The following is a 20,281-nucleotide window of genomic DNA, read 5'->3' on the forward strand; positions in this document are numbered from 1 at the left end:
TCCATAGGCTCTGTCTCCGGCGCCTAAGAAACGCTTACTCACACAGCGGACTAACCGCTCCCGAAAGCTCAGCGGCTTTTTTGTGCCTGCGGCCTACTCGCGCCCGCACAAAACGTCGACGCGGAAGACAGGGACGGACGGGATGGCGGCGTCGGCATGGACGGCAGGGGCGGCAGGGGCGGAGGCAACGGCATGGACTTTGGCAGCCCACGTGCGGGCGGCTCGATCATGTCGACAGCGGATTTGACCTTCCGGGCGATGGCCGCGGTGACCGCCTTTTTGGCTTCGTCCGCAAGCGCCTCGCTCACGGCGCGGATGATAGCGGGGGGCGTGGCGCCGTTTGTGGTTGCACCGATGTTGGCAAGATGCAACTGTTTTCAGCATGGTGTTGGGAACTCCATGAAAGGTGGCGGCAGTCCTGTGGGGGCGAACTCATTCGAAGATTGAAATGCCCCGATAAGCCGGATGACTGTAGGAGCGAGCTTGCTCGCGCACAGCCCGAGCGCGATCTTTCGCGAGTAAGCTCGCTCCTGAAGAGCCCACCTTATGAAGGGCCAAAAGCAAGTCCACGCTCTACGAACGTGGACTTGACTCGCTTTTCACTCAGGAGCTGAGCGCAGCATCGGCCGTTACCTGCTGGTCATCAGCAGCCGTATGGCGGCGCACTTTGAACCAGGCGGCATAGAGCGCCGGGACGAAGAAGATCGTCAGCACGGTCGCCACCGTCAGGCCGCCCATGATCGCGATAGCCATCGGCCCCCAGAACACGCTGCGCGTCAGCGGGATCATGGCCAGCACGGTAGCCAGCGCCGTCAACATCACCGGACGGGCCCGGCAGATGGCGGCATCCAGCACCGCATTCCAGGGGTCGCGGCCCTGGGAAATCTCGATCTGCACCTGGTCGATCAGGATCACCGAGTTGCGCATGATCATGCCGCCCAGGGCGATGATGCCCAGGATTGCGACGAAGCCCAGCGGCGACTGGAACACCAGCAGCGCCGGCACCACGCCAATCAGGCCCAGTGGCGCGGTCAGCACCACCATCCACATGCGGGAGAAGTCCTTCAGTTGCAGCATCAGCAGCAACAGAATGGTGACCAGCATCAGCGGAGCCACTGCCAGCAGCGCCTGGTTGGCCTTGTCACTCTCCTCCACCGCTCCGCCCACGTCGATGCGATAGCCCGAGGGCAGCTTCGCCTCGATGTCCTTCAGCAGCGGCCGGATCTCCTGCGTCACCGACACGCCCTGCTCGCCATCCTTCACGTCAGCGCGCACGGTAATCGCCATGTCGCGGTTACGGCGCCACAGCACCGGCTCTTCCAGCTCGCTGTGCACCTGTGCCACCTGCGACAGCGGTACCACAGTGCCCTCGCGGGTGTAGAGGTTGATGTCCTTCAGTGTGTCGAGACTCAGGCGCTCCTCAGGCACGGCACGGGCGACGATGTCGATCAGTTCCTCGTGCTCGCGAAGCTGCGACAAGGTCGCGCCGTTCATCACGGACTGGGTCACCAGCGACACGTCGGCCGGTGTGAGGCCCAGCGCGCTCGCCTTGTCCTGGTCCAGTTCCACCTTCAACACGCGCACCGGGTCGTTCCAGTCCAGCTGGACATCGCGCACCTTCGGGCTGGATGCGACCACCGCCTCCACCTCGCGGGCAATATGACGCACCACCTGGGTGTCGGGACCGACGACGCGGAACTGCACCGGGTAGCCAACGGGCGGCCCCAGCTCCAGGCGGGTCACGCGCAACCACGCCTGCGGGAACTGCTGGTCGGCCATAGTCATCAACCGCTCACGGACTCGCTCGCGCGCCTCCAGGTCCTTGGTCATCACGACGAACTGGGCAAAGCCCGGGTTCGGCAGCTCGGGGTTGAGCGACAGCAGGAAGCGCGGTGCGCCAGCGCCGGTGTAGGCGGTGAAGAAGCGCACGTCATCGTCCTTCGCCAGGATCGCCTCCATGCGTTTGACCTGCTCGGTCGTCGCAGCGAACGAGGCACCTTCCTTGACGCGCACGTCGACAATCAATTCAGGTCGCGAGCTGTTGGGGAAGAACTGTTGCGGCACCAGCTTCATACCCGCCAGAGCGAGCGCCAGGGCGCCAAACGTTGCGCCGATGACAACCCAGCGGCGCTCGATGGCGGCGTCGATGAGACGGCGCAGGCTGCGGTAGAACTTCGTATCGTATAGATCATCGCCATGCTGGTGCTTGCCCAGGTCATTGGGCAGCATCTTCACCGCGAGGTAGGGCGTGAAAATGCCGGAGCAGATCCACGAGAACAGCACGGCGGCGCCGACGATCCAGAAGATGCCGCCCGCGTACTCGCCCGTGGTGGATTGCGACATGCCAATCGGTAGGAAGCCCACGACGGTGATCAGCGCGCCGGTCAGGCGCGGCATGGCGGTGGCCGAGTAGGAGAAGGCAGCCGCCCGCACGCGGTCCCAGCCGGTTTCCATCTTCGCCACCATCATCTCGATGGCGATGATGGCGTCGTCCACCAGCAGGCCCAGCGCGATGATCAGCGAGCCGAGCGAGATGCGCTCGAGGTTCCAGCCCATCGCCAGCATCACCAACGCCACACCACCCAGCACCAGCGGCACCGTGGTCGCTACCACCAGGCCGGCGCGCCAGCCCAGGCTGACCAGACTGACCACGATCACGATGATCAACGCTTCGGCCAGCGCTTTTACAAAGTCATGGATCGCGTCTTTCACCGTGGTGGGCTGGTCGGCCACGAGCTCCAGGTCCACACCATAGGGCAGTTCCGACTGAATCTTGGTGACTGCCTGATCCATCGCCTGACCAAGGTCCACAATATTGCCGTCGCTGGTCATGGTGATGCCAAGCATGAGCACCGGCTGGCCGTTGTGGCGCACGGTGTAGGTCGGCGGGTCCTCGAAGCCGCGTGTGACGGTCGCAATGTCGCCGAGCTTGATCAGCCTCCCGCCTGCGGAGATGGGCACGTTGCGGATGGCGTCTTCGCTGTCGAAGTGGCCGCTCACGCGGACCATGACGCGGTCGCTGCGGGTGTCGATCTGGCCGGCGGGCAGCATGGCGTTCTGGCTCTTCAGGCTCTCGGCAATGGCCAGCGGGGTGATGCCCAGCGCAGCCAGGCGCTCGTGCGAGAACTCGACATAGATACGCTCGGCCTGCTTGCCGATGACATCGATCTTCTTGACCATCGGCACCTTCAGCATGCGGCGCTTGATGTCCTCGGCCGCATCGGACAGGTCGGCCTGGCCGAAGCCGTCGCCCTTGACGGCGTAGATCAGGCCGTACACGTCGCCGTACTCGTCGTTGACGATCGGGCCGATCACGCCGTCGGGCAATTCGAGGCTCAGGTCGTTGAGCTTTTTGCGCGCCTGGTACCAGGCTTCGCGCTGGTCGGCCTTGGAGGTGCCGCCGCGCACGGTGAGCGTCATGCCCGCATAGCCTTGCCGCGCGTAGGTGACCACCTTTTCGAAGTTGTCGATCTGCTCGAACTTCTTCTCCATGCGGTTGAGGACCTGGTCCTGCAACTGCTGGGCGGTGGCGCCGGGCCAGATGACGATGGCGGTCATCGAGGGCACGGAGAAGTTCGGGTCCTCGAGCTGACCCAGCCGGGTGAAGCTGAAGGCGCCGGCTACCGCCACCAGGATGAGCATGAACAGCACGATGGCACGATTGCGCAGCGCCCAATCGGTAAGGTTGAAGTTACTCATCGCGTGGCCTGCTGCAGGGTGTTGGTTTCAGCGCCACCGAAGCCGGGTAGCGCAACCCTCAGCCCGGGCGCCATTTTCTGCACCCCGGCGGCGACGACCAGCGCCCGCGGCGGAGGCCCGGACACCAGTACTTCGTCATTGCGGTAACCCAGCACCACCACAGACTCCAGCCCGACAACGCCCACCGCCTTCAGCTCCTCGGGCTTGACCACCCACAGCGCTGGCTGACCGCGATCCTGGGTCAGCGCCGTGGCCGGCACCGCCGCCACCGGAACCCCCTCCATCTCACGCTCAGCGACCAGGGTGGCGGTGGCACCCAGCGGCAGCGACCGTGAGCCCACAGGCTTCAGCCGCGCGCGGTAGGTGCGCGTTTGCTCTGCCGCCTGCGGCGACAGTTCGCGCAACGCGACATCGAACGTGTCGTTCGGCGCGCTGGCCAGCGAGACCTTGAAATGCGCCGCCTTGAAGGAGGACAGATGATCCTCGGGCACGTCGACGACGATCTCGGGCTCGCCTGGATTCGCAATTGAGATGACGGGTTGGCCCTCCGCCACGACCTGCCCAACCTCTAGACGCACGGAGGTAACCACCCCACTGCGCGAGGCGCGCAGCACGGTGTACTTGAGCCGGTTACGCGCCAACTCGAGCTTGCGCGCTTCCGCCTCGGCGGTCGCAACGGCAGTCTGCGCAGTCGTGTGCGCGCGCTCGTCGTCGGCCACGCTGACCGAGCCGTCCTCCTTGAGCGCGGTCAAGCGCTTGCGGTCCGACTCGGCCTGACGCGCCTGCTCGACGGCAGCCGCCCACTGTTGCTGCGACGCTTCCTCGGCAAGGCGGTAGTCGCTGTCATCCAGCAGAGCCAGCACGTCGCCCTGGCGCACGAACTGGCCAACGTCGACCTTGCGCTGGGTGACCTTGCCGCCAACGCGGAAGGCCTGGTCGACTTGATGCCGCGACTGCACGGTGCCCACGTAGCGATTGATATCACGGGCATTGTCGTAGCTGATTTCAACGACGTGTACCGGTCGTAGCGCCTGCACAGTCGGCTGGTCCGGGCTACACGCGGACAGCAGGAAGGCTACGGCCAGGGCAACGGCCGCAGTATTGGAGTTCTTCAAGGCGATTCCTCTTTGAAGACGACAGGTTCTCAGGAAAGGGGCGGATGATCGGTATCGGTGGTCGCAGTGGGGTGGGCCGGCTGATCGAACACCTGCCAGCCCCCGCCCAGCGACTTGTAGAGCTGCACGCTGTCGAGCAGCAGCCGCGTCCTGCTCTCGTTAGCGGAGAGACGCGACGTGAGGCGCGCACGGTGCGCGTCCAGCAGCGGCAGCAGATCGATCTGTCCACGGTCGTAAAGCGACTGCGAGTGGTCCAGCGCGGAGTCCGCAGCGGCGGCCGCCAACTGCAGTGACTGCGAGCGGCGACGCTCATGGGAAAGACTGATCAGCGCGTTCTCCACATCCTCGAGCGCACGCGCGATGCCGTCTTCGGCACGCAGCAGCGCTTCGCGCTGGCCGCTCTCGGCGACCTCGTTGATCGCGCGCGTGCGCCCTGCGTTGAAGATCGGCATCGCCAGCAGGCCGGCGACGTTGGTGAAGCGCGCGGCGCCGAGATCCAGACCGTTCAACTCCAGGTTCTGGCGGCCGAAGGAAGCGCCGAGAAACAGCCGTGGAAACCACTCGGCGGCGGCCTGCTGGCGGCGCGCATTCGCCGCGTCGAGCTGCGCCATCAGCGCCAGCACGTCAGGCCGACGCTGCAGCAATTCGGCTGGCTGGCCGGGCCGCGCCTGAGGCACAACCTGATCGTCACGGGAGGTCACAATGGAGGCGGCATTGAAGGCCTGGTCACCGATCAACACCGCGATGCGATGGCGAGCAACCGCCGCTACCGTTTCCATGGGGGGAATCTGCGCGCGTACGGATTCGGCGTCGGTCTGGGCGCGCTCGACGTCGAAGGCGGTCGCCAGCCCGACACGGTGACGCGCGGTGACCAGGCGCAGCGTCTCGTCCTGCATCGCCGACATGGCACGCAGGGTGTCGACCTGGCGCTGCGCACCGACCAGCGTGAAGTAGTTGCTGGCGACGTCGCTCATCACCAGCAGGCGCACGCCGCGCACACCGTGCTCCGCAGCCAGTGCCTCGGCCTCGGCGGCATCTGCGCCGGCGCGCAGGCGTCCGCTCAGGTCAAGCTCCCACGAGACGTCCAGGCCCGCACCGGCCGTGTTGATGTCCGGGGCGCCCTGCTTCTTGGCGGTGCCATACCCGGTGCTGCGATCGGCACCGAAGGCGGACACGCCGACCGTCGGGAACAACCAGGAACGGCTGATCGTTTCACCCGCACGAGCGGCGCGCACGCGCTCGGCGGCGATCTTGATGTCACGGTTCTCGCGCATTGCGCGGCGCACCAGGTCCGTCAGCACCGGGTCGTTGAATGCCTCCCACCAGGCGGCTTCAGGTTCCATCTGCGAGGCCCTGCTCGCGGCGAACCCGCTCGGCAGGTCCGGCGAAGGCTTGGCGACCTCCGTGGAGCAGCCGGTCACGGCCAGGGCAATAGAGGCGGCGAGCGCCGCGCCGACGAAGACGCCGACCAGGCGTTCGGCCCGTCGCAGCGGCATCTGCCCGGCGTAGCGGGTCATCAAGGAGTGGGTTGGAAATCGCAGCATCGGATTGGACTCGTGCAGATTCGAGGTTGCAGCAGCGTAAGGCCCGGTGCGCGCAAAGTTGTCAGCGATGCGTCGCGGTTCGGTCGCCATTCAGAGGGCTGATTTCGGTGGGAGAGGTCACTCGACGGCCGCATCCGCTGCGTCCTCGCGAGCCGCCGACACGAGGTCGGCGGCAATCGACACCAATAGCTCTTCAGCGGACGAAAACTCGCGCTGACGCCCGGTGACGAGGTTTTCGAGGCGTCCCATGAGGCACCCCGGAGTGGCGTCGCTACGCAGCTTCACCACATAGGAGCGGCGGCTCGGGTACTTGCATTCAGGTTTGAGGGTCATTGCGGACCTGGGGATCAAGGAAGTTCGACGACAGCGTAAGCCGCCCCCCGGGTTGAGTCGTAAGCGAAAGGTCAGACTTCGGTCGTCATGAAGGGGGCGCCCTCATCCTTTCAATCCGACCTTTCAGCCCGCAGCAGCGTGCACGCGCGCTGCGCCAGCTCAGTGCCTTGGGTTTCGGGCAGTTGGCCGAGCAGCGCCGCCAGGACCTGCCGCTCAGCGGGCGCGGCGTCGTGGTGTTCGCACAGCTCGACCAGGGCGCGCAGTTCCAGCCAGGGTGCCTCCTGGGCGCGCGCCTCCTCGACCGCGCGCCGCACCGCATGGGCGCCGGCATCCGGTCGCCCCTGCTCCCGCGCGATCGCCGCCTCCAGCAGCAACAGCTGCGGCAGGTACACGCGCTCGCCCAGTTCCTCCCCTACCCTCAATGCTTCCTGCAACTCGGCCATCGCGCCGTCGAAATCACCCGCCAACAGCAGGGCCTCGGCAGCGTAGCCGAGCACCTCGCTCGCACCGGAGCACATGCCGAGCCCGGCGTGTTCTTCGTAGGCCTCGCGGATGCAGCGGTAGCCGTCGCGCGGCGCGCCGTTGCGTGCGTCGGCCCAGCCTCGCCACCAACGGCACGCGGTACGCCCCAGTGCCAGCGAATACTCATCCACCAGTACCTGCATCTCGTCAGCCAGCTCGGCCACGCGCGCGTGGTTATCCATCCGCACCTCGATCAACACTTCCTGCCAGGCGGCGACCATCCACGTCATGGGCTGGCGCAGCACCTGCGCGCGAGCCCGCGCCCGCTGCATATGGGCACGGCCCTGCTCGATCAGCCCGGAACGCACCAGTTCGATGGCCAGCATGCCGTGCAGCATGACCTGGGGATCGGTCGCGAAGATCTCGTTCGCGCCTATATCGAGCGGCTCGGCGAGCGCGAGCGCACGCTCCAGCCAGCTGCGGGTCATCTGCGTTCGACCCTGGAGGTGGTGCACCTCGCCCTGCACGATGCACGCGATCAGCGAGAGCGCGGGATCGTTCACCTCGGACGAGAGGGCTTCGGCGCGCTCCGCCACTGCCAGCGCCTGCGCATAGTCACCGCGCAGACCCAGGAGATAGCCAAACCCGTGCAGCAGGCGACCGCGCATCGGATGTTCGGGAGCGTGCGCCAGCATTGCGTACGCGCGCTCGAATGCGTTCCTGGCCTCGCTGCCGACGCCCATCGCGTGGAACGCTGACACGCCCTGGAGCGTGGCCAGGGTAATTTCCAGCGCGTCGCGTTCCGCACCCTCTGGTGCCTGCTGCAGCAGGTCCAGGGCGCGCTCGGTGAAGCCGGTGCACGAGACAGGACTGAAGTGCAGCAGTGCGGTTTCCGCCGCTTCGGCGTAGTAACGCAGCGCAATCATCGGCTGCCGGGCCCGGTCGAAGTGCATCGCCAGCTCCGAGGCGGCGACCGGCACGCCGGCCGCCCGCTCGCGTTCAAGGGCCACGCCAACCTGGTAGTGAAGGTTGATGCGCAAGGCGCGCGGCGTGCGGTCGTACAGTGCCTGACGGAAGAGTGCATGGCGGAACGCGTAGGGCCGCTCCGTAGGCTCGTCGACTTCGGCGCCCCGCGACTGTGCGAGCCACAACTGCTCTCGAACCAGCTCCTCGCAGGCCTGGACCAGCGGAGCGAGGTCGCGCTCAAGGGCCAGCGAAACCGTCTCAACGCGAAATTCGCCCCCACAAACTGCCGCCGCCGAGAGCAGTTCACGCTGCGCCTGCCCGAGCCTGGCGATGTAGTGATCGATAATGGCCACCAGGTTCTCGGGGACCGCCAGCTTGGCCAGCCGAGCTTCGATGGTGACGTCGTCGTCCGTCTGGTCCATGACCTCACTGATGACGGACGACACGAACAGCGGCACACCGTCGGTGCGCTCGTGCAGGGCCCGCACGAAGGTTTCATCACGCGCCAGCGAGGCTGAGTGTCGCGCGACATAGGCGGCGACCTCGGTTTCCGAGAACGGGTCGAGCGCCACTTCTTCGCACAGCCGCTGCAGGCGCAGTTCGTGGCGCAATGAATTGAGCGGATGATCGAGCGCCACCACCTCGGCGACGCGGAAGCTCGCCAGCCACATCAGCCGCGCACAGCCACGTCGGCGCGCGATGTAGTCGATGAGCTGAACGGTCGCCCTATCGCCCCAGTGCAAATCTTCGGTCACCAACAAGAGCGGCCGCTGCGCCGTGTAGCGGTCCAGCAATTCGCCCATCTCCCGCAGCATGCGCTCCGGCCCAACGCCGGCAAGCTCGCGGCGCAACGCATCGCGCTCCTGCGCTGTGCTCAACCACGGCAGTTGCAGCAGCCAGATCGGCGCGACGGTGCGCAGCAGCTCCGGCAGCGCGGGGTCACTGCGGCACAGATCGGCCAGCGCCTCCAGCACCGGCAGATAAGGCTCACCGGCACCGTAGTGCTCAACGCATTGGCCGCGCGCGCAGGCGACGCTGCCCAGGCCGGAGACGAAACGCTCAATCAGCGTGGTCTTGCCGATCCCCGGTTCTCCGGCGAGCCAGATCACGGCGCGCTCGCCGCGATTCGCCCGCTCCCAGGCCCGTTGCAGCCTTGCGACCGCATCGGCGCGACCGACGAAGGGTAGCGACGGTTGCCCGACGGCCGCCGGAGCCACAGTGGCCTCAGGCAGCGAGGTAGCGCCAGGCGACAGCGCGGCGATGAAGCGATAGCCCCGCCGCGACACAGTCTCGATGAAGCGTGGCTGCCTGGGATCGTCACCCAGCGCTGTGCGCAGTTCGCTGATGGCGGTCTTCAGCACCGATTCGCTGACATGTCGGTGGCCCCACACAGCGTCAAGCAAGGCATCCTTGCTCAACAGGGAGCCCGGCTGGCGGGCAAGCACGCACAGCAGCATGAAGGGTGTGGGCGCCAGCGCCACGGCCTTTCCATGGCGCAACAAGCAGGCGTTGGCCTCGTCGAGCTCGAAGTCGACGAAGCGGATCTGGACTGGACTCGGTTGGAGCTGCGGACGCGCCACGCTTGATTCCTGAAATCTAAGACAAATTCACCGTTGTGCCTCGGCGGCTGGAACCTGCTCCGTTGCTCCGATGACAACGCCTATCGATGCGCAAGCCAAGCCTCGCCGGTCGGAAACCTGCCCGGCGACAGGTGAGTGGTGGGCGGTCGCGCACGACATCCGTTATCGGAGCGTCTTCGGCAGAGCCTGCGCGGCCTCGCCCTGGCAGGGCAAACGATCCCGACAAAACATGACAAAAACATCAATATTGAAAAACATCTCAATTTTACATACCTTGACCCTGCCTGACGATGAGATCTCGCGTCTCACGATTTCAATCACAACAAGGGCTCGATATGAACAACAAGAAATGCTCCGCACTGCCGCCGGATGTAGTCGATGTGCTGATAGTGGGCTACGGCCCCGCAGGCGCGACACTCGCCGCACTACTGGGTCGCTATGGCGTAAGCACTCTGGTCCTGGATAAGGCCCATGAGGTCTTGCTGATACCCCGAGCCATTGCCCTGGACAACGAAGCGTTGCGCATCCTGCAACTTGCCGGATTGGCCGAAGACGCTTTCGAGAAGATCGTGATTCCCGAGGTGCGCATGCATTCGCCGGTGCTCGGACAGTTCGCTCGGGCCAATACGGCGGGTTGCATCGACGGCCATCCCAAGCTGGTGACCTTCTACCAACCCGACCTCGAGCACGCGATGCGCGAGCGGGTCTCGCAATTCGAATCGGTGACCAGCCTGGGCGGTCTCGAGCTGGAGAACCTGTCCGAGGAACGGGATTGCGTCGTCGCTTCAGTCAAGGATCAGAAAGGCAGGAGACACTTCGTTCGCGCCCGATACCTGGTAGGAGCCGATGGTGCCAGCTCCAGGGTCAGAAGCCTGATCGGCCAGGACTTCGAGGGCGAGACCTACGCCGAGGACTGGCTGATCATCGATGCCGGCAACCGGCGCCAGTCCGCCATCGATCATGTCGAGTTCCGCTGCAACCCCGAGCGCCCCGCTCCGCATATGCCCGCGCCAGGCGGCCGGGAGCGCTGGGAGTTCATGCTGCAGCCGGGGGAGACTCGCGAGCAGATGGAACGCCCGGAAAGCATCGCCAGGCTGCTTGCGCCGTGGATCGATTCGAAGGAATTGCAGATCGAGCGCAAGGCCGTGTATCGGTTTCACGCCCGCTGCTGCAACAGCTTCAGCAAAGGACGCATCTTCCTCGTGGGGGATGCCGCCCACATCACGCCCCCCTTCGTCGGCCAGGGGCTCGTCGCCGGGCTTCGCGATGTCGCCAACCTGGCCTGGAAACTCGCCTGGGTCCTGCGCGGTCAAGCCTCGCCCGCGGTGCTGGACTCTTATGACGAGGAGCGCCGCCCCCACGCGAAAGCCATGATCGACATGGCCAAGCTGATGGGCCGTTTGGTGATGCCCAGGAACAAACTGGCCGCCTTCCTGATTCATGGACTGATGCGCACGTTGGCGCTGACGCCCGCTACCCGGAAGTACTTCGAGGAGCTGCAGATCAAGCCGAAAAACATCTTCAGGCACGGCCTTTTTGCGCCCCATCGCCGCGGCGACAAGCTTGTTCGCGGCGGCCTGTTTCCTCAAGCCTGGGTGCGCAACGCACAGCAGCGCGTGCATCTGAGTGACGACGCCTTGGGTGACCAACTCACCCTGGTCGGATTCGGGGTCGATCCGCTCTCGCTGCTCTCCCCTGCCCAGGCCGCATCCTGGGTCAAGCTGGGTGGCAGCTTCGTGCAGATCGGAGCCTGCGGCCAGCACCCTGGCGGAAACTCCGCATTCATCGAAGACCTCAACCATGCCATCCTGCCGCTGGCGCCCAGGGGCACACTCGTCGTGGTACGCCCCGACCGGCACATCATGCACCATGCCGCCAGCACGGAGGCCGCCAGACTGGTTCAAACCTGCATGGACCTGATGGCCAGCGGCGACTCCACCGCCGACAGCGTTTCCTTTACCATCACCGAGCCTCTTCGAATGCGAGCCTGAGCATGCCCTCCTCCACTCCACCGCCCGACCAGGACGAACAGCAGCCGCTCACGCGCGGCCACAAGAAGCGTGAGCGCACGCGCCGCAGTCTGGTGGACGCCGCGTTGCGCCTCATTGCGCGCAAAGAGGTGGGGGAAATCGCCCTGCTCGAAGTCGCTGCGGAAGCGGAAGTCTCCAACGGCACCATCTACAACTACTTCCGCACCCGCGACGAAGTGCTGGAGGCGGTGGGAATTACCCTGGCAGCGGAGTTCTCCGACGCCATTTCCGTTCTCAGCGCGAACGTAAAAAGCGGTGCCCAGCGGCTTTCGATAGGCGTGCGCATGTTCATCCACCGCGCCACGGAAGACCGCCAGTGGGCCAACGCGCTGCTGCGCATCATCCATTTCGACCAGGCCATTCGCTCGCGATTGGCCACCCATGTGCTGAGCGACCTGCGTGAAGGCCGGCGCGAAGGTGCCTTCACGTTCGAGGACGAAGGCATCGCCATGGATTTCGTGGTGTCGTGCACAACCGGCGCGATGCGTTCGGTCGTCGAGGGTCGCGCGGTGACGGGGCACGATGTTCAGGTCGCCGAGATGGTCCTCAAGGCTCTGGGCACTACCCCGGCCAAGGCCAGGAAGATCGCCAGCCTGCCGTTACCCACCATCGGCTGACCCAGTCGCGAACCCACTGGGACACCCGCTTCTGGGCCGGCGCCCGGAGAAAACGCTCAAGAATCCCAGCGCATACGAACGCTGCGGGCTTACAGGCCATCCTTGTCGAGGTGATCGAAATCGACGGGCTCGCCCGTTCGAGCGCCGAGCTGCTGGCGGATATCCTCGAACATGGCGTCGTATTCGGCATGCTCGGGCATGATCGGGCCGGCGTTGAGTGGCAGACCGTGTTTGGCCACTGCCTTGGTGATCGGGATGGCGAAGTTGAAGGCGGTATCGCGATGCAGGTCGAATTCCTCGCAGAACTCGCGGCCGCCGATAGTGCCGACCACCTTGAAATGCATCAGCACGCCTTCGACCGCGTCGCGGCGGACCTCGTAGTACACGTTGATGTCGAACTTCGGCAGGTGCGGCAGATCGATTGGATTGGTGCGATGCAGATGACCTGGATTGAACATGCTTGTCCCTTTGGTATGGCAGATCGATTGGACGACAGTTTCTTGGGCGGTAGCTTCGCTCGATGCATGTTGTTCAAGCGGGTCAACCACCGCTGGCGTTCATGAAGCGCAGCACCTGCACCTCGCCTCCAACGCTGAATTCGTGGCGCAACGGCTTGCGCGCCAAGCCGGCGTGGATCGCCTGCAGCAGGGGCGCATCGCTGTGCGGATGGCGGCGCAGCAGGGCGCGCAGGTCGATGGAGTTCTCGTGCCCGAGGCACAACAGCAGGCGCCCTTCCACGGTCAGGCGCACGCGGTTGCAGGTGCTGCAGAAGTTGTGGCTATGCGGTGAGATAAAGCCGATACGGCTTCCAGGGAATTCCTTGAGGCGCACATAGCGCGCCGGCCCACCACTCTGTTCGGCGCTATCGAGCAGGCTGTAGCGCTCGGCGATACGTTCGCGCACCCAGTCGCTGGAACAGTAGCTTTCGCCACGCGAGCGGCCTACCTCGCCCAGTGGCATTTCCTCGATAAAGCTGATGTCCAGGCCACGGTTCACCGCATAGTCGAGCAGGTCGAGCACCTCGTCGGCATTGCGCCCCTGCATCACCACGGTATTGAGCTTGACCCGGGCAAAGCTGGCGGCGCGAGCCGCGTCGATGCCGGCCAGCACCTGGGCCAGGTCGCCGGTACGGGTAATCGCCCGAAAGCGCTGTGCATCAAGGCTGTCCAGGCTGATGTTGAGGCGCTTGACCCCGGCATCGGCCAGCGGCGGGGCCAGCTTGACCAGCTGCGAACCGTTGCTGGTCATCACCAGTTCGCGCAGCCCCGGCAAGGCGGCGATCTGCGCGCAGAGTTGGACGATGCCCTTGCGCACCAGCGGCTCGCCGCCGGTGAGCCGGATCTTCTTCACCCCGCTACGCACAAACAGCGCCGCCAAGCGATACAACTCCTCCAGGCTGAGTACCTGCTGACGCGGCAGGAACGTCATGTCCTCGGCCATGCAGTAGACACAGCGGAAGTCGCAGCGATCAGTCACCGACATGCGAAGGTAATCGATGCTGCGACCGAAGCCATCCCGCAGCATGCTATCCATCACACGCGGCCGAGCACACGGTTGGTTCGGCCGGGCTCAGGCAGAGCGGCCATTCGCCTGCGGTCATGCCTGTACCACCCGTGTGCGCTGCTGGCCGAGATCCAGCGCGCCATCGTCGGTACGGATGCTCAGGGACATGAGATCGCTGGGTTTCAGGTAGAGCGGGTTTTTCGTCGCCTTGGCGATGAAGGCCTTCCACTTCCCGGCATCGGACATGAAGTGCTTGAGGATGAACATGACCAATTTGCCGGGTGCCTTGGCGGCGCAACCGGCCGGAGTCCCGGTCGCCACCAGGTCACCGGCGTGCATGCCGTGCAGCGAGGCGAGTTCGGTCAGCGTCTGATGCGGCTTGAACAGCATTTCGCCGCAGTAGGCTTGCTGCCGGGCGATGCCATTGACCGTCAGGGTCATCTTCAGCTCGCGCCAGCGCTGCCACTCCCGGGGTTCGAGCAGGAGCAGCACCGGGCCGACCGGACCAAAGGTCTGGTAGCTCTTGCCCTTGTAGAACTGGCCCTGAGGCAGTTGCACATCGCGGGCCGAGACGTCGTTGACGATGGTCACGCCGGCCAGTACCTCGTGAAGCTTGTCCGGCGTGACAACCTCGCCAGGAACCAGATCGCGCCCGAGGACCAGACCCAGCTCAATCTCGTAGTCCAGCAGTTTCACGTGGACGGGGCGCACGACGTCGTCGTACGGGCCGCTGATGCACGATGGTGCCTTGGTGAAGATCGTGTTGAACGGGAAGTTCTTCGGATCAAGGCCCGACTCCCGCACATGGCTCTCGTAATTGACGCCCTGGCAGATGAATTGCTGGTTCGAGGTGATCGGTGGCAGGACGCGGACGCTGTCCAGTTCGAGCGTTGCCTGGGCCGACGTGAGCTGACGGGCGGCTTCGCGCCCGTTCCGGATGAGGTCGGCGGTGGTCGCGTAGCGGCCGTCCAGTGGTGCGATTTTTTCGCCGAAGACGACACCCCAGCGGGGGTCGGTGTCGGCAGGTGCGTTGACCGGGATGAAGCGGATAAGAGGGGTGGCCATGGATCAGGTCCTTGTGTGTCGAATTCAAAGCCAGGGACGCGCCGGCGTATCGAGCGTCTTGCCGATGATCCGTAGCTTGGCGAAGGTCAGGCGCCCCTGGCGGATGAGCTTCAGTGCCCGCCAGACGAGCCCGAGAGACTTGGCCGGGAAGATCTTCCTGGGTGCATCGTCCCCCCAGGCCCAGATGCTGCCCGTCGAGAACGGCACGTAGCGCGTCTCGTGATCGGCGGTGAATACGTCGCCATCGGTGTAATGCTCGAAGTCGAAGCCGTCGGCGTCTTTCCAGTAATCGAACAGCTGGCTGCCGAGCAGGTGCCGGCCGATGCCCCAGAAGTGTTTGTGGCCACGGGCATGCATGACTTGCTGTCCCTGCCCCAGGGCGTCGAGGTCGATCACTTCCCAGGCGCTGTGTTCGTAGCGCGGCTGGAGCGCGCTCGCCATGACGAAGGTGTGGTGATCCGCTGGCTGGTCGCCCAGGTCCAGACGGAAGAAGGTGACCAGCGGCGAACCGTCTTCCAGGTACTGCACGTCCGTCGGAATGAGGCCGAGGTGGCGCATGTACCACTCGGACATCACCTCGAAGTTGCTGGTCTGGTAGACCACGTGCCCCAGACGACCGACCAGTGCCGGCTCGACAGGCGAACGGACCGTGCGGTTCACCCGCTGGATCTCGCCCAGTACGTTCATTTCCCGATGGATCGGCGGCCGGGTCGGCAACGCTGGCACCGTCCCCCAATCTGTGATTAACCACAGTTCAGTGCCGTCCGGGTCATTGAGGGTGACGCCGCGCCCGCCGCCAGGAATGCGCTCGGGTGGCAGCGGCTTGGCGTTGCTTTCGCGTTCCAGCCGCGCGAAATCGGTATCGGCCGGGACCACGAAAACCGAGCCGACGAAACGCGAAGTCTCGGCCTTGGTGGCGACCAGGATGGCGGGCGCCGTCCCGGCACCGCGCAGTACCAGTTGCTCCGCGGTGCGCGACACGGTCACCAGGCCGAAATCGTTCCAGAAGCGCTCAGCCGCGACGAGATCCTTCTTTTCGAAACGCAGGAAGGCAAGCTGCGTCGCCTTCTGCCAGGCCTTCGGCCGGACCAGTTTCTTGACGTGGGCGGGCGCCGCGCTTTCCGGATACTCCGGCGGCACGCTCAGTTCCTGAGTGTGACTCATACAGTTTGCTCCTCAATGCATTGCTGATGGCTGTTCACCAGCCGGATCTCGCCGAGATAGAGGCTTTCGTCGAGCTCGCAGTCGCGCTGCGCCTCGCCCAGGCCGTGGTGGATTTCAACGCGATAACCGCCGCTTTTCTTGGCCAGGCCACCAAAGCGGAAGTCGCCAAAGGCATCGCTGTGGGTGACTGCGATGGGTTTCCCGTTCTGAAAAAGCGTGATTTCGGCACCGGCGACGCAATCGACCACGCCGTCAACGCTGGCGCTGAGGCTGCCGCCGATGAAGCAGGTGTCCCAGCGCTCCAGGCCCCGGTAATAGACTCGCGGCTTCGCGTTCAATTTGGGTAGCAGCACGTGCAAGCCTTCCTGGCGTGCCTTCTGCTGCATCGCCACGTCGTCCAGCTTCACCGCCTCGAACACGTCGGTCGGACACACCTGCTGGCAACGCGGGCCTTTCCAGCCGTCGTCGAGCAGATGGGCGTCGAAGATCCAGGTCTGGGGAACCTGCTGCTCTTCGTTCCAGACGATGGCCCTGTAGGGGCAGGAGCGGACGATGTCCTTGCGGCCTTTGGCCTTCACCGGGTCGATCACGACGATGCCATCGGCGCGCTTGCTGATCGCGTCGCCGCCGACCTTCATGCACGGCGCATCGTCGCAGTGGTTGCACATCACCGGCAGGTAGGTCGTCTCGACCATCGGCGCCGCCCCCTGCACGCGCCGCAGGATGCGGATCGGTGCTTCGTCGGCGAGCGAGGCCGGCGCCGCATAGCCCGGATAGTCGTTGCCAACGTGTTCGTCCCGCTCGGCGAGCACGCAGTTGTAGCAGTTCTCGCAACGCCCCACATTGATGATCAGGTTCCACTTACTCATGGGCGACTCCCACCTCGGCGCGCAGGCGCTTGAACGCGTCGGCGCCTTGCCATTTTTCGATCTGCACCAGGCATGAGTTCGGACTCATGCTGCTGGTCCCCCGGGTTTGCGGCCGATCCGGGGTGAGGATGTTCAGGCAGCCGCCGATCTCCACCGTTTCTCCGGCCACTTCCAGCATCTGGAACTCGGCGCTCGCTTCATAGGACTTGACCACCCCCGGCACCACCAGAGCCGACACGTCGGCAGCGCAGATCACCGCGCCGCGGTCGTTGTAGATCTTGACCAGGTCGCGATGGGCGATACCTCGGGCAGCGGCGTCGCCAGGGCTGATGCGCAAGAGCCAGAAGTCATGGCCCAGGATGCGAGCACGATGATCCGCCACTCGACTGGTCACGCCGTTCTTGCCATCGCTGGAGGTGTGGAAGCTGTAGCGCGAATGGGTCGCGATCATCTGCAGCGGATACTTGCCAACCAGTTCGGTCGTGCCCAAGCCTTCCCAGGAGGGGATGTAACGGTTGAGCGCCGGCCGGTCGGGATTGTCCTTGGTGTGGCGTTTGAGCGTTTCGGGAACGAACTCCAGCTTGCCGCTGGGCGTCTGCAGGCCCTTGCCGAACTCTTCTGCCCACTGCGACGGCAGCGGAAACGGCTCCGGCAGATCCTTCTGACGGCCTTCGGCGAACCAGCGCATGTCCACCGGCGGGCGCAGTTCCGGTCTTTCCGGCGGCACGACGTAATAGCCCTTGCGACAGAACTCGCGCCAGGAGATGTGATCCGGCAGGTCGGAGGAGTCGAACACCCGCTTGACCCAATCGAGCTCACTGCAGCCTTCGGTGAATACGCCGCCCAAGCCCAGACGCTCGAGGATGGCCGCGAAGATGTCGTAGTCCGAACGCGACTCGCCCAGTGGCTCGATGCATTTGTGCTGCAGCGTCACGAGGCGGTGATTGACCAGGGTGTAGCCATGGTGGGCGTAACCGCCGGAATTGCACCATTCGCCGATGTCCCAGCGTTCGAGCTGGGTGCAGGCCGGCAGGATGATGTCGGCGAACTGGGCTTCACCCTCCATCCAGATGGACTGGTTGACCACGAATTCGATGCTGTCGTGGCGGTAGGCTTCGACCCAGCGGCCAGATTGCGTCACGGTGCTGAATGATGAACCGCCGTAGCGGTAGATCATGTGGATGGGCGAATAGCCCGCCATCGGATAGGTGAAGGGGGCGAACTGCGCCTCCTGCGACATGCCGTCCCACAGGTAGCCGGTGGCATGGCCATTGATGATGGCGTCGGGCAACTGCTGTCTGGGCACCAGTTGCTTGACCGGGTTCATGGTCAGGATGTGCGGCATGCGCTGGTAGTTGTTCACCGCGTTGCCGGTCCACATCAATTCGCCGGAGATGCCGCCGTCCGCGTAACCGGGGAAGTAGAAATGATGGTCCACCGGCGAGCCGATCTGCAGGCAGCCGAAATTGACGCCCGGTTTTCCCCAGCCCTGCATGGCCATCATCATGATCATGCAGCGCGCCCACTGCTGCCCGGTCGCGCCGCGACCGGCGCCGCCGAAGCCGGCGCCGGTCATGCCGGTCGCCAGATAGACCTTGCGGTTGCCCCACTTGCGAGCCAGGGCGCGCACGTCCTTGGCCGGCACGCCGGTCTCGCCTTCCTGCCATTCGGGCGTCTTGGCGATGCCGTCGGTTTCACCCAGCAGGTAGCGCTTCCACTCGTCGAACCCGGTGGTGCGTTTCGCGACGTAATCCGCGTCGTACAGGCCTTCGACGGCCCACACGTACATGATCGCCGTGGCCAGGGCGGCATCGGTCTGCGGGCGGATCGGAATCCAGCGCCCGCCGAGGAGCTGCGCGGTGGGGTTGTTGTGCGGATCAATATGGACGAACTCGATGCCGAGTTCCTTGGCCCAGAGCCGCCGGGTGGTGCCCTCGAAGCCCGCGTAGGCGCCGTTGGTACTCTCCGGATCGCAGGACCAGAAGACCATCATCTCGGCTTCCTTCAGGCAGTCCTCGACGGCGCCATAACCGGCCGGCACGCCGACACGCATGGAGTTGCCGAAGTGGTGCATGGCGCCCCAGTACCAGCCTTCCCAGCTATCCGGGTTGGCGGCGACGCGGGTGAAACCGATCAGGTTGGCGAAGCGCATCAGCGAGCTGAGGTAATAGCCGACATTGCCCCACTGGTGGTGGGACGACATCGGGAAGGTGATCGAGCCAGGGCCGTGGACGCGCTTCTGTCGATTGATTTCCTTGGCGACGATTCCGAGCGCCTCGTCCCAGCTGATGGGCACATAGCCTGACTTGCCGCGGTTCTGTGGGTTGCGTTCACCGTCCGGGTCGAAGTCGACCCGCTTCATCGGTTGCAGGATGCGCTTGTCCGAATAAACCAGGGATTTGAGCGACAGGGCATGCGGTGCCACCAGGGCGCGGCGTTTGGGACGGAAGGTCTTGCCGCGCGCCTGCAGTTCCCAGCTCGGGGCGTCCTTCTCATCCAGCTCCAACGGCGTAACACGCTGGATGCGCCCATCCTTCACATAGATGAACAGCGGGCCGCCATTGGTGCAGGTGGTGTAGCGCCGGGTGCCGTCGCGCATCGGCAGCCCCATCTCCAGCCCGACCGTCTGGCTGAGGTTGAGCGTCTGGGTGAACCACACCACCAGAGGGTCCGGCCCCTTGGCGACGACCTTGAAGTTCTTGGCGGCGTGGACGATCTCGCCCATATCCGGGTTGGGCGAGAGGAATTTCAGCGCCGTCGGCAGGTCCTTGAACAGCATGCTGACGTCCGCCTCTGCCGCCTTGCCAACACGCGAGAACACCTTACCGCCGCGAATTTCCAGGAATCGGCCGATGCTGCCGTCCTGAAGGCCAATGTAGACGGTACAGTTCCTCTGCTTGAGCCGGGCGCGGAATTGCGGATGCTTGCGGGCAGTGAAGCCGAGTACCTTCGGTAGGGCGAACAATATTGTTTTTAGAAGTAGTTTTTTCATTCAGGTTGCCAGTGGTGTTGGGGTTTCGAGGCACTGCAGCAGGACGACTTCTGGGCGCCGGTGCGTCCAGTTGCCGGGGCGGCTCCCTCCGTCCGGCGTTAGCCGTCCGCCCGCACAGGGCTCACAAGCCGGGAAAGGCCGGCTCCCTGGGTCGATTGTTTGAGAACGCATCACCTCCCGACGGGTTGAGGTCTATGGACCGGGTGTTTCGAGTGCCCACTAGGCTTCGCCAATCCATCGCCTGTAGCGTTTCGCCTGACGACGTGACTTCAGCTGGTTGCCGATCAAGGCCATGTGCGGCGATGTCCTTGGCCTTGCACGTTTCCCCTTGCTCAGCAACCC

General features: G+C 64.8%; 13 protein-coding genes. 2 read left to right on the plus strand and 11 right to left on the minus strand.

Features of this window, described 5'->3' with window-relative positions:
* Positions 1 to 603: 603 nt before the first annotated feature.
* The 5 genes from AAHM40_RS21565 to AAHM40_RS21585 form a co-directional block, all read right to left on the minus strand.
* Positions 604 to 3,699, minus strand: coding sequence for an efflux RND transporter permease subunit (locus tag AAHM40_RS21565; RefSeq protein ID WP_342246473.1), 3,096 nt, complete (start codon positions 3,697 to 3,699; stop codon positions 604 to 606).
* Positions 3,696 to 4,814 carry an efflux RND transporter periplasmic adaptor subunit gene (locus AAHM40_RS21570; protein WP_342246474.1) on the minus strand — a complete coding sequence of 373 codons (1,119 nt, stop codon included), beginning with the start codon at positions 4,812 to 4,814 and terminating at the stop codon, positions 3,696 to 3,698. Before AAHM40_RS21570 ends, AAHM40_RS21565 begins: the two co-directional genes overlap by 4 nt.
* Before the next feature lie 29 nt (positions 4,815 to 4,843).
* Positions 4,844 to 6,358 carry a TolC family protein gene (locus AAHM40_RS21575; RefSeq protein WP_342246497.1) on the minus strand — a complete coding sequence of 505 codons (1,515 nt, stop codon included), beginning with the start codon at positions 6,356 to 6,358 and terminating at the stop codon, positions 4,844 to 4,846.
* 117 nt (positions 6,359 to 6,475) lie between these two features.
* Positions 6,476 to 6,691, minus strand: a complete 216-nt coding sequence (locus AAHM40_RS21580; RefSeq protein ID WP_215381385.1) for a hypothetical protein — start codon at positions 6,689 to 6,691, stop codon at positions 6,476 to 6,478.
* Positions 6,692 to 6,801: 110 nt separating this feature from the next.
* Positions 6,802 to 9,699 (minus strand): AAA family ATPase, encoded by a 2,898-nt coding sequence (locus AAHM40_RS21585; RefSeq protein ID WP_342246475.1) that lies wholly within the window; start codon positions 9,697 to 9,699, stop codon positions 6,802 to 6,804.
* 335 nt (positions 9,700 to 10,034) lie between these two features.
* On the opposite strand from AAHM40_RS21585, the gene mhpA reads away from it, so the two are divergent.
* Entirely contained in the window at positions 10,035 to 11,690 is a 1,656-nt protein-coding gene (gene mhpA, locus AAHM40_RS21590; RefSeq protein WP_342246476.1) for a bifunctional 3-(3-hydroxy-phenyl)propionate/3-hydroxycinnamic acid hydroxylase MhpA, read from the plus strand.
* Between the two features lie 2 nt (positions 11,691 to 11,692).
* Positions 11,693 to 12,346 carry a TetR/AcrR family transcriptional regulator gene (locus AAHM40_RS21595; RefSeq protein WP_342246477.1) on the plus strand — a complete coding sequence of 218 codons (654 nt, stop codon included), beginning with the start codon at positions 11,693 to 11,695 and terminating at the stop codon, positions 12,344 to 12,346.
* A gap of 89 nt (positions 12,347 to 12,435) precedes the next feature.
* Here the strand turns inward: AAHM40_RS21595 and AAHM40_RS21600 are convergent, their stop codons facing one another.
* The 6 genes from AAHM40_RS21600 to AAHM40_RS21625 form a co-directional block, all read right to left on the minus strand.
* Positions 12,436 to 12,804: a DUF5064 family protein gene (locus AAHM40_RS21600; protein ID WP_342246478.1), complete on the minus strand. Its 369-nt coding sequence runs from the start codon at positions 12,802 to 12,804 to the stop codon at positions 12,436 to 12,438.
* Between the two features lie 82 nt (positions 12,805 to 12,886).
* Complete coding sequence (moaA, locus tag AAHM40_RS21605; RefSeq protein WP_342246479.1) at positions 12,887 to 13,879, minus strand: GTP 3',8-cyclase MoaA; 993 nt, start codon at positions 13,877 to 13,879, stop codon at positions 12,887 to 12,889.
* Between the two features lie 63 nt (positions 13,880 to 13,942).
* Positions 13,943 to 14,914: a fumarylacetoacetate hydrolase family protein gene (locus tag AAHM40_RS21610; protein WP_342246480.1), complete on the minus strand. Its 972-nt coding sequence runs from the start codon at positions 14,912 to 14,914 to the stop codon at positions 13,943 to 13,945.
* Between the two features lie 24 nt (positions 14,915 to 14,938).
* Positions 14,939 to 16,078 carry a glyoxalase gene (locus AAHM40_RS21615; RefSeq protein WP_342246481.1) on the minus strand — a complete coding sequence of 380 codons (1,140 nt, stop codon included), beginning with the start codon at positions 16,076 to 16,078 and terminating at the stop codon, positions 14,939 to 14,941.
* The gene (locus tag AAHM40_RS21620; RefSeq protein ID WP_342246482.1) at positions 16,075 to 16,947 is read right to left on the minus strand and encodes a 4Fe-4S dicluster domain-containing protein; all 873 of its coding nucleotides are present in this window, start codon (positions 16,945 to 16,947) and stop codon (positions 16,075 to 16,077) included. The genes AAHM40_RS21615 and AAHM40_RS21620 overlap by 4 nt, the downstream gene beginning before the upstream one ends.
* Positions 16,940 to 19,939 (minus strand): molybdopterin-dependent oxidoreductase, encoded by a 3,000-nt coding sequence (locus tag AAHM40_RS21625; protein ID WP_342246483.1) that lies wholly within the window; start codon positions 19,937 to 19,939, stop codon positions 16,940 to 16,942. The genes AAHM40_RS21620 and AAHM40_RS21625 overlap by 8 nt, the downstream gene beginning before the upstream one ends.
* Positions 19,940 to 20,281: the final 342 nt, after the last annotated feature.

This window comes from Pseudomonas sp. OTU5201, from assembly GCF_038440135.1.
GTDB lineage: Bacteria > Pseudomonadota > Gammaproteobacteria > Pseudomonadales > Pseudomonadaceae > Metapseudomonas > Metapseudomonas resinovorans.